This is a genomic window from Burkholderia sp. MSMB2157WGS (assembly GCF_001532755.1).
Taxonomy (GTDB): domain Bacteria; phylum Pseudomonadota; class Gammaproteobacteria; order Burkholderiales; family Burkholderiaceae; genus Burkholderia.
Genome location: NZ_LPJG01000019.1, coordinates 17309 through 27894 on the forward strand (window position 1 = coordinate 17309; position 10586 = coordinate 27894).

The window sequence follows — 10586 nt, forward strand, 5'->3', positions numbered from 1 at the left end:
CGTCGGCGATACGTCGACACGCGCCGCGCAACAGGAAGGAATCCATGAACACCTCGATCGCATCGACGGCCAAGAGCCGCCGTCGCGCGCTCGCGCTCGTTCTGACGGCCTGCATAGCGCTGTCCGGATGCGTGCTGGCGCCCGGCATGAAGATGAGCACGACGCAGCCCGGCACGCCGGCGGGCAATCCGAACCCCGTCGCGGCGCCGGTCGGCGACGCGCGTGCGGCCGCGACGCCCGATGCCGCCTCTCCGTCGGCCCGCACGGCCGTCGAGATCGTCGCGATCGATCCGGCGCTGATCGCGCGTCAGCGCGCAGCGCGCGATGCGACGATGGCGTCGTTCGACGCACCGGCCCCGGCGCGTGCGCCGGCCTACCGGATCGGCCCCGGCGACGTGCTGCAGATCACCGTCTGGGATCACCCCGAGCTTGCCGCCGCGCAAGCCGGCGCGCAGCAGACGCCGCCGCGCGCGGCGGACCCGATCGCCGGCTTCGTCGTCGACGACGACGGCAACCTCACGTTTCCCTATGCGGGCAGGCTGAAAGTCGCGGGGCTGACCGCGGCCGATGCGCAAGCACGCGTGAAGCAGGCGCTTGGCACGATCTATCGCGATCCGCAAGTCACGTTGCGCGTCGCGTCGTTCCGCTCGCAGCAGGTCTACGTCGACGGCGAAGTCCACACACCGGGTGCGCTGCCCGTGAACGACGTGCCGATGACGCTGGCCGACGCGATCGCGCGCGCGGGCGGCTTCACGGCCGCCGCCGATCAGAGCGACGTGACCGTCGTGCGCAACGGCGTGCCCGTGCGCATCGATCTGGCGCGCCTGATCGAGCGGCACCGCGATCCGTCCGCCATTGCGCTGCGCGGCGGCGATCTGCTGCGCATCGGCGCGCGCGACGACAACGGCGTGTACGTGATGGGCGAAGTGAACCGTCCGATGCTCGCACTGCCGAAGCGCAGCGGCCGCCTCACGCTCAGCGACGCACTGCTGCAGGCCGGCAGCATCAATTCGAATACGGCGGACGCGGCGCAGATGTTCGTGATCCGCGGCACGCACAGCGGCGCGCCGACGGTATTCCACCTCGACGCGCGCTCGCCGGTCGCGATGGTGCTCGCCAACCAGTTCGAGCTGGAGCCGAAGGACATCGTCTATGTCGACGGCAACGGGCTCGTCCGCTTCAGCCGCGTGCTGAGCCTGCTGCTGCCGAGCGTCAACACGGGCGTCGCCGCCGGGATTGCAACGAAATGAGCGCGCGCCCGTTCCTCCTCGTCGTGTGCGAAGGCAACATCTGCCGCAGCCCGCTCGCGGCCGCGCTGCTCGCCGCGCGCCTGCCGCAGGCCGACGTGCGCTCGGCCGGCCTCGCGCCGCCGCCGGGCCGCCCGGCCGATCCGCTCGCCTGCGACATGGCGCATGCGCGCGGCGTCTCGCTCGCCGGCCACATCGCCCGCGCCGTGACGACCGACCTGTGCACGCACGCCGACCTGATCCTCGCGATGGACGACGGCCAGCGTCGCGTGCTCGAAGCACGCCACCCGTTCCTGCGCGGCCGCGTGTTCCGGCTCGGCGAATACGCGCGCGCATCGGAAGACGTGCGCCCCGGCCTCGACATTCCCGACCCTTATCGCGGCACGCGCGCGGATTTCATCCGCTGCGCGGCGCTGATCGATCTCGCCGTCGCCAGCTGGCTGCCGCGCGTCGCCGCGCGCTGGCCGGCCCCACCCGTTTCCACACTCCAGTCATGAACACGCCCGCTATCCCCGAACGCGAGATCGACTTGATCCGCGTGCTCGACACCCTGCGCAGCGCGCGGGGCACGATCGCTGCGATCGCGACGGCCTGCATCGCCGCCGGCGCGCTCTACGCATTCGTCGCGCCGCCGACCTACCAGGCCGACCTGATGATCCAGACCGACGATGCGACCGACACCGCATCGAAGAACCTGCTGGGCGATGCCGCATCGTTCTTCAACGTCGGCTCGCCCGCGTCGGCCGAAGCGCAGATCCTGTCGTCGCGGCTCGTCGTCACGCGCGCCGTCGAAGACCTGCGCAGCTACATCGTCGCGAAGCCGTCGCGAGTGCCCGTGCTCGGCGCGTTCGTCGCGCGCTTCAACGACGGCGCGGTATCGCCCGGCCTGCTGGGCTTCGGCGGCTACGCGTGGGGGCAGGAACGCATCGACGTCGCGCGGTTCGACGTGCCGACGCGCGCCGAGGGCGACACGTTCCACGTCGTGCGGCTCGACGCCACGCGCTACCGGCTGACCGGCCCGGACATGACGGCGGACGCCGTCGGCACCGTGGGCGCCGCTGAGACCTTCGCGACGCGCTACGGCCCGCTGCACGTCGAAATCACGGGCTTCGACGCCCTGCCCGGCACGCGCTTCAAGCTGATCCGGCAATCGCGCGCCGAAACGATCGACACGTTGCGTACGGCGCTCGACGTGCAAGAGAAGGTCAAGCAATCGGGCGTGCTCGTCGCGTCGCTGCGCGGCAACGATCCGGCCGAGATCAGCGCGACGCTGAACGCCGTCGCGAACCGCTACGTCGAGCAGAACATCGCCCGCCGTTCCGCCGAAGCGGCCCAGTCGCTGACGTTCCTGAACACGCAACTGCCGCTCGTCAAACAGCAACTCGAACGCGCCGAAACGCGATATGCGTCGCTGCGCAGCCGCACCGGCTCGGTCGATCTGGCCGAGGAAGGCAAGCTCGTTCTCCAGCAAGGCGCCGATCTGCAGACGCGCATGCTCGAACTGCAGCAAAAGCGCGACGAGCTGTCGAAGCGCTTCCTGCCGACCCACCCCGACATGGCGGCGCTCGACGCGCAGCTCGCGACGCTGAAGCGCCAGCAGGGCGCGCTCGACACGCGCATCGCGCGGCTGCCCGCGCAACAGGGCGAGGAGGTGCGCGCGCAACTCGACGTGAAGGTCAACACCGATCTGTATACCGCGCTGCTGAACAACATCCAGCAGCTCGAACTCGTGCAGGCCGGCAGGACGGCCAGCGTGCGCGTGGTCGATTCGGCCGTCGCGCCCGCCGATCCGGTCCGACCGAACCGGCCGGTCGTGATCGCGGCCGCCGCGCTGGTCGGTCTCGCACTCGGCGTGATCGCCGCGTTCGCGCGCGAGTTCCTGTACGGCGGCCTCACGGCCGTCGACGAAATCGAGCGCCACACGTCGCTGCCGGTGCGCGCGGTGCTGCCGGCCGCCGCGCACCAGCGCAGGTTGATGCGCGCGGTCGAGCGACGCGACGCGGGCCTGCACGTGCTCGCCTACGACGATCCGTACGAACCCGCGATCGAAGGTCTGCGCAGCCTGCAAACGGCGCTCCATTTCTCGCTCGCGGACATCGAGCACCCGCTCGTGCTGATCACGGGCCCGACGCCCGGCACCGGCAAATCGTTCGTGTCGGTCAACCTCGCCGCGGTACAGGCATCGAGCGGCCGGCGCGTGTTGCTGATCGACGGCGACCTGCGCAAAGGCTATCTGCATCAGTACTTCGGCCTCGAGCGCGGCCCCGGCTTCGCCGAACTGCTCGGCGGCCACGCCAGCGCCGACGACGTCGTGCGGCGCGGCGTCGCGCCGAACCTCGACTTCCTGCCGACCGGCGAGCTGCCGTCCGCTCCGACCGCCCTGCTGCAGCACGCGCACACCGGTGAGCTGCTCGCGTCGCTGCGCGCCCGCTACGACCTCGTGATCGTCGATTCCGCGCCGCTGCTCGCGGCCACCGACGCGACCTGGCTCGATACGCACGCCGACGCGACGCTGCTCGTCGCCCGTGCGGGCACGACGCGCGCCGGCGAACTGACCGAATCCGCGAAACGGCTGCCGCAGCGGCCCGGCCGCGTGCCGGCTGTGGTGCTGAACGGCCTCGATCCGCGTTCGGGCGCCTCCGCGTTCGGCTCGAAATACGGCGGCTATCGCTACGAAGCGTATCGCTACACGTGCGACACGCGCTGCACGCATCTCGCGCGCCTGCGCGCGGCCCTGCAACGTCTGCTGCGGAGGTCCGCATGAGCGATACCGTTCTCGCCCCGAAGCTGGACGATCGCGCGGCGAACGTCCGTCACACCGGCCGGCAGGCCCCGCCGGCCTCCCGCGCGCGGCCGATGCGCATTGCGCTCGTCGTCGAAGCCGCCGGCGGCGGCGTCGCCGTGCATCTGACCGATCTGATCGCCGGGCTGCGCGCGCGGTCGGATGCGGAAATCCATCTGATCGCGCCGCTCGGCGAGCGCTTCGACGAGGCGATGCTGCACGGCGCGGCCGCCCAGTGCGATTCGTTCCATCGGCTGCCGCTGCGGCGCGCGGTCGGGCTGCACGACCTGCGCGGTGTGCTGGCGCTGCACCGCCTGCTGCGCCGGCTCCGGCCGGACATCGTGCACAGCCACAGCTCGAAGGCCGGCGCGCTCGCGCGGCTGTGCCGCGGACCGTGGAAGCAGGCGTACACGCCGCATGCGGTCTACACGCTCAACCCGACGCTGTCGCCCGCCAGGCGCGCTTTCTACGGCGGCATCGAGCGCGTGCTCGGCAACACCTGCTCGGACGCGGTGATCGCGGTCTCGCAGGACGAAGCCGATCATCTGCTCGACCTCGGTATCGCGCGCCACCGGATTCGCGTCGTCGAGAACGGCGTGTCGCCACCGCGGTTGCTCGAGCGCCATGCGGCACGCGCCGCGCTCGGTCTGCCCGACGACGCGTTCGTCGTCGGCTTCGTCGGGCGCTTCGATCACCAGAAGGGCGTCGATCGCCTCGTGCGCATTGCACGCCTGCTGGAGCGACGCCATGAAGCGCGCCTGCGGGTCGTCGCGATCGGATCCGGCGATTTCGACCGCGCGGCCGGCGACGAAGCGCGCGATCCGCCGACGAACCTGCACGTCGTGGGCCGCGTCGATGACGCGCGCCGCTATTTCTCGGCATTCGACCTGCTGGCGCTGCCGAGCCGCTACGAAGGCTTTCCTTACGTATGCCTCGAAGCCGTCGCCGCGCACGTGCCGATGGTCGCGACGCAGGTCGCGGGCGCAGCCGAACTGATCGCCGCGCATCGAGTCGGCCTGACGGTACCGAACGACGACGATCCGGCCGCCTTCGCGGCAGCGGTTTGCCGGCTCATCGACCATCCGGCCGCCTTTCGACTGATGCGCGACCAATGCGCGCGCGCGTACCCGCATTTCTCGGCCGACGCGATGGTCGATCGCACACTCGCCGTCTATCGCGATCTTCTCCAGGAGCAAGCATGATGAATCGCCCCGTTCACGTCGCGCTGCTGCATGCGTACAGCGCGCGCAACTCCGGCGACGGTCTGCTCGTCGACCTGTCGGTCGCGCTGCTGCGCGACGCGTTCGGCCCCGACACGCACGTGTCGGTCGTCGCGGCCGATCCCGCGTCGTTTCCCGGTCATGCCGACGTACAGCCGGCGCCGGTGCTCGCCGCGAGTGGCGTGCAGCGCCTCGTCGGCGCCGCGATGGCGGCGCTGCCGGTCGGCATCAATCCCGCGCTCGCCGGCCTGCGCACGCTGCTGCGGCGCGCCGACCTGATCGTCGGCGTCGGCGGCGGCTACCTGCGCGCGCGCAATCGCGTCGAGGCGCTCAAGCTCGAAGCCGGGCATCTCGTGCAAATGCGCGCAGCGCGCGCGGCACGCAAGCCGACCGTCTATCTTCCGCAAAGCATCGGGCCCGCCGCGGAAAACCCGTTGCTCACGGAACACCTGAGGTCGCTGCTCGGCGGATTCGATACCGTGTTCGTGCGCGACGACCGCTCGGCCGCGTTGCTCGCCGAGCATGCCAACACCCGGCGCGCGCCGGATCTCGCGGTGCTCGAGTTCGCCCATCGGGCGTCCGGCGTGCGCGACCTGGCCCGCTCGGCCGCGGCGACGCCCGCGCACGTCGCGCTCGTGCTGCGCCGCCCGCCGGCATGGAGCGACGCACAATGCGCGCGTTACCACGCATCGACCGACGCGCTGATCGAGCGGCTGCGCACGTCCTGCCGCGTCACGTTCGCCGTCCAGAGCACCGGGCGCGGCAACGACGACGTCGCGTACTACCGCGAACGCGGCTTCGACGCCGCTCGCACGCTGAAGGACGTGCTCGCCGGCGACACGCCCGACGCGGTCGTGTCCGTGCGCCTGCACGGCGCGCTCGAAGCGATCCTGCACGGCGTGCCTGCGTATCACCTCAGTTACGAGCGCAAGGGATTCGGCGCCTATGCCGATCTCGGCGTCGGCCGCTGGGTCGCGAATGCGGCCGACTTCGATGCGGGTGCGGTCTGCGACACGCTGTTCGCGCCCGACGCGCTGAGCCGGTTCTGGCTCCAGGCCGAAGTCGGGCTCGAGCGTCTCGGGCACGAACGCGAGCGGATCGTCGCCGCGCTGCGCGACGCGCTCGACCATGGAGCGGCGCGATGAGCGCCGCGTGGTTCCGCCTGGTGTTGCGCGTCGGCGCACTCGGCCTGAAGTTCATGCTGACGATCGTCGTCGCGCGCGCGCTCGGGTTCGACGCGGTGGCCGTCTACGGTTTCGCGCTCGCCGTGTCGGTCGTCGCGTCGAAAGTGCTCGGCCTCGGCTTCAGCACCGAGATCAATCGCCGGCTGGCCGGCCCCAATCCGCATGACGCGGTCCGAACCTGCGTACGCCTGTCCGTGCTGTATGCCGGTGTCTACGCGCTGCTGTGCGGCCTCGCCGTGCTGCCGGGCCATGCGTTCGGGCCGCTGCACCTCGGCGCGCTGCCCGACATGTCGCTCGCGCTCGTCGCGCTCGTCGCCTGTGCCGAGCATGCCGCGCTCGAAGTCAACACCTGGCTCTTCTCGCTCCATCGCGCGCGCGCCGCGTCGTGGCTGCTGTTCGTCCGGACGGGTGCATGGGCCGCGGTCGCGATCGTGGCGCTGACGACGGGCACGATCGGATCGATCGACGGGCTGTTCGCGATCTGGATCGCGGGCGATATGGTCGTCGTGGTGGCCGGCTGGGGGTTGATCGCCGCCGCCGCGCACCGGTTGCCGGCGATGCCGGCCCTGTCGGCCACGCGCGTGCGGCTCGCGACGGTCTGGCGCGACGGCGCGCCTTTCTTTGTCGCGTTGCTGCTGCTGTCGGTGCTGCAGTATCTCGAACGCTTCGTCGCGTCCGCGCAGCTCGATGCGGACGAACTGGGTCGCTACGTATTCGTCTGGTCGATCGCCAACGCGATCCAGACGATCGCATCGGCTACCGTCGTCGCGGTAGCCGCACCGCGCCTCGTGAGCGCACTCGACAGCACACGCGCCGCCGCACCGGCGTTCCGCCGCGAGCTCGCCCGGGCGCTGCGCGCGTCGCTCCTGCTGACCGGCGCCGCCGCACTCGCGATCGTGCTGGCGCACCCATGGATCTTCCGGCTCGCACACGCCGGCGACGACGCCCCGTCGATCGCGATTCTCGTGGTGCTGCTCCTGTCGTTCGTCCTGCGTGCGGCCACCGACGTTCTGTGGGCGGCGGCGGTCGCCTTGCGGGCGGGACGCACGGTCGCGTGCGTGATCGCCGCGCTGACGGTCGTCTGCCTGCCGATGTCGATCGCACTCGTTCACGACCAGCGTGCGCTCGGCGCGGCGGGCGCGCATCTCGTCGCCAGCATTGCCGTCAGCGCGTGGATGACGTGGCTCGTGATGTCGCGCCTGCCCGCCGCGCGCGGCGGGCGCATCGGAGCCGGCGATGCTGCGTAACGTCATCGGCAGCGGGCCGCTGTTGAGCCGCGGCCTGCGCGACGCGGTCGCGGCCTTCGCCGCGCTGTTGTACGTCGGCGTTTACGCGAACGCGCGCGCGCTGCTGCCGGAATTCATCTTCCGCGACGCAGACAAGATCCAGACCCAGATCGGCGGCGGGTCGACCTACGACGGCTCGTCGTTCGACGCGGTCGGCAAGCTGTACCAGATGCTCGGCGACGCCGGAACCGCGCTGTTCGTCATCGCGCTCGGCGTCGCCACGATCTGGATCGCCGTTCGGCAAGCGCGGCGGCTCGGTGCGCTCGTCGCCTATCTCGCGCTGATCGCGCCGTGCCTGTTCTTCAATCTGTTCGTCGCCAGCAAGGACACGATCGTCGTCGCGATGTCGATCGTCGTACTCGCCGCCGCGCGCCGGCGCGGCATCGTGTGGCCGATGATGATCGCCGCCGTGCTGTATCTCGGCTACGCGGCGACGATTCGCAGCTATTTCGCGCTGATCCTCGCGATCGCGTTCGCCGCGTGGGCCTTTCGGCGCGCATCGACGCTGCCGAGGCTGGCCGGTGCGTTGCTGGCCGTCGCGGCGCTGGTCGCGCTGCCCGACGCGGCCTACATGCTGCTTCAGCAACCGCGCGACCTCGCCGTGGACTATCTCGTCTATTCGTCGCCATTCGGCGCCCGGACGAGCTTCTACAACCCGTTCACGCCCGATTCGTTCGCGCATTTCGTGGGCAACTACGCGTATTCGCTCGTCCGGCTCAATCTGCCGGTGCTGTTTTCGCTCGATCCGAAGGGGTTCGCGATGCAGGCGCTGATCGCGCTGTTTCTCGGCGCCGCGTGGCGCCGCATGCCGAAGCGGCCCGTGCACGACGACGGTGCCGTGCCGGTTCGAAACGGCGAGCTGCTCGCCTGTCTGATCCTCGGCCACGTGGCCGTGTCGATGCTGTTCGAACCCGATCTCGGCAGCTATCTGCGGCATCTGTCGAGCATCGCGCCGTTCGCGGTCGCCCTCTGGTCGATTCGCACGCGACAGGCGCGCGCCTGATCACCGCGCCGCAGGTGTCGCACGCAGCGACGCACGGGCCGCATCGAGCGCGGGTTTCCGCGAGCGGTCCGCGTGCACGAGACCATAGCTCCGCTGCGCGGTATCGCCGGCATTCGCGGTATCGGCCCACTCATAGATCGAGATCAGCGGCGTCCGAAGGTCGCCGCGCGCGTCGAGCAGCATGCGCAGGCGCTGCGCCTGACGACGCTCGCCGTCGGCGCCCACCGACGCCGCACCGTCTTCGGTGACGAGCGCCGGCAAGCCGTAGCGCGCGTCGATGGCGTCCGCCGCCGTACGGACTTGCGTGGGCGTCATCCCGTACGCGTGGTACGACACGGCATCGAGACAATGCGGTGCAGCCGCGTGCACGCGCGCGAGCAGATCGCCCGAGACATTGCCGGGCAGCGGCGGGTGTGCGAACCCGAAGCCGACGATCGGCACCGCTGGTGGTCGCTCCGCCAGCCGTCGACACAGCGCGACGGCGAACGGCGGGAACGCTCGCGCGACGTCGCCCGTCGGCCAATAGCGACCGAGGTCCGGTTCGTTCCAGAGTTCGATGGCGATCAGGTCGCGCGCATGTCGCGCCGCCAATGCCGTAACGGCGTCGGCCATCCGGTCGCCCGCATCCGCGAGCAAGGCTGCCGTCGCTTTCGCGTCCGCGCCGTCGGTTCCCGCGAAGCGGCCGAGCGTGCGAACGGTCAGCAGCACCGGCAGGCCGGCGGAGCGGGCGGCAGCGAATGCGCCGTCGAGCTGCGCCCGGTAAGCGGCCTCGTCGAGGCGATCGGTCCACGCACCCAGCCTGACGAACGCGAAGCCGGTGTCCCGAATCATGCGTGCGTCGTCGCGCGTAAACGACTGGATCTTGACCTGCACGCCGACGCGCGGCATACCGCTCGCCGCATCCGGCCAACGATGGCGGTCAGCCGCGCAAGCCGCGACGGTCAACGTGCAACCGGCGGCCAAAACCGACAGCTTGCGAATCCAGTTCGACATCGAGCACACGCTCCCTCTTCCTCGGTTGAAATCCTGCGTACCGATCGACCGCCGCACGGTGCAGCCGACGGCGTATCGCGTACCGTACCGCCTCGACACCCTGCCGAATCGGATCGCTCACAGCACAAAAAATATGGCGATAGCGACGAATATGGAAATGATCAGTAGACCCATGCATCGAATCCCGGAAAGCCGGACAGCATCGCCTATCCGACGCACGCCGGCAATCGGACCGGTCCGATCGGCGCCATCGCGCGACGTCCGACGCCTCCGCCAGAATCCGACCAGTCCGATTGTCGCGCCCGGCGATTGTTGGGACCATGGCCGTTCGGCGCGGGAATACGTTCGTATACCCGTGGCGGCACGCACCGTGCATGCGCGCCGACGCACGGCGCCAGCGGCGCGCATCGCGCACTTTCCGCTGCCGCCGCGTCTGTACGACGCGTCGGCCGCAACACTGCCACCAATCGATCCGCGACGCATTTCACCCGTCGGCACCGGCATCGCCTTGCGGCGGAACCGGCGCGACGCCGGCAAGCCCGACTTCATCCAGCCATGCGCTCGTGCTGCCGCCCCGCTTCCGCCGACGGACCGAATCAACAAGGACATTCTCGATGAGCGATACAGGATTGCCCCCCCGTCGCGCCGACGCCGCCGGTCTGCCGGCGTCGTCGGCCGCCGAAAGCCGGACACTGCAGCGCAGCCTGACCTGGAAAGACGGTTTCTGGGTCACGAGCGGCGTGCCGGCAGGCGTGCTGTTCACGATCGGCGGCGTGTCCGCGACGATCGGTCATCCCGCGTGGGCGATCTGGATCGCCGCGATCACGATGGGCCTGATTCAAAGCGCGACTTATGCGGAAATATCGGGGCT

Annotated in this window: 8 protein-coding genes and 1 pseudogene; 8 read left to right on the top strand and 1 reads right to left on the bottom strand. The window is 70.4% G+C overall.

Features of this window, described 5'->3' with window-relative positions; translation table 11 throughout:
- The first annotated feature begins 44 nt into the window (after positions 1–44).
- The 7 genes from WT53_RS13060 to WT53_RS13090 are packed head-to-tail and all read left to right on the top strand — an operon-like array spanning position 45 to position 8722.
- Positions 45–1250, top strand: coding sequence for a polysaccharide biosynthesis/export family protein (locus WT53_RS13060; protein WP_034205670.1), 1206 nt, complete (start codon positions 45–47; stop codon positions 1248–1250).
- Positions 1247–1744, top strand: coding sequence for a low molecular weight protein-tyrosine-phosphatase (locus WT53_RS13065; protein ID WP_060260212.1), 498 nt, complete (start codon positions 1247–1249; stop codon positions 1742–1744). Before WT53_RS13060 ends, WT53_RS13065 begins: the two co-directional genes overlap by 4 nt.
- A complete protein-coding gene (locus tag WT53_RS13070) occupies positions 1741–4011 on the top strand; it encodes a polysaccharide biosynthesis tyrosine autokinase (RefSeq protein WP_060260215.1) in 2271 nt (756 codons plus the stop codon). Before WT53_RS13065 ends, WT53_RS13070 begins: the two co-directional genes overlap by 4 nt.
- A complete protein-coding gene (locus WT53_RS13075; RefSeq protein ID WP_060260220.1) occupies positions 4008–5231 on the top strand; it encodes a glycosyltransferase in 1224 nt (407 codons plus the stop codon). Before WT53_RS13070 ends, WT53_RS13075 begins: the two co-directional genes overlap by 4 nt.
- Positions 5228–6394, top strand: coding sequence for a polysaccharide pyruvyl transferase family protein (locus WT53_RS13080; RefSeq protein ID WP_306453928.1), 1167 nt, complete (start codon positions 5228–5230; stop codon positions 6392–6394). The genes WT53_RS13075 and WT53_RS13080 overlap by 4 nt, the downstream gene beginning before the upstream one ends.
- Positions 6391–7680 (top strand): lipopolysaccharide biosynthesis protein, encoded by a 1290-nt coding sequence (locus WT53_RS13085; protein ID WP_060260223.1) that lies wholly within the window; start codon positions 6391–6393, stop codon positions 7678–7680. The genes WT53_RS13080 and WT53_RS13085 overlap by 4 nt, the downstream gene beginning before the upstream one ends.
- A complete protein-coding gene (locus WT53_RS13090; RefSeq protein ID WP_060260226.1) occupies positions 7670–8722 on the top strand; it encodes a hypothetical protein in 1053 nt (350 codons plus the stop codon). Before WT53_RS13085 ends, WT53_RS13090 begins: the two co-directional genes overlap by 11 nt.
- Here the strand turns inward: WT53_RS13090 and WT53_RS13095 are convergent, their stop codons facing one another.
- Entirely contained in the window at positions 8723–9715 is a 993-nt protein-coding gene (locus WT53_RS13095) for a hypothetical protein (protein ID WP_060260230.1), read from the bottom strand.
- A 614-nt stretch (positions 9716–10329) separates the two neighbouring features.
- Between WT53_RS13095 and WT53_RS13100 the strand changes: the two are divergent.
- Positions 10330–10586 (top strand): annotated as a pseudogene (locus WT53_RS13100) (amino acid permease); the annotation flags it as partial.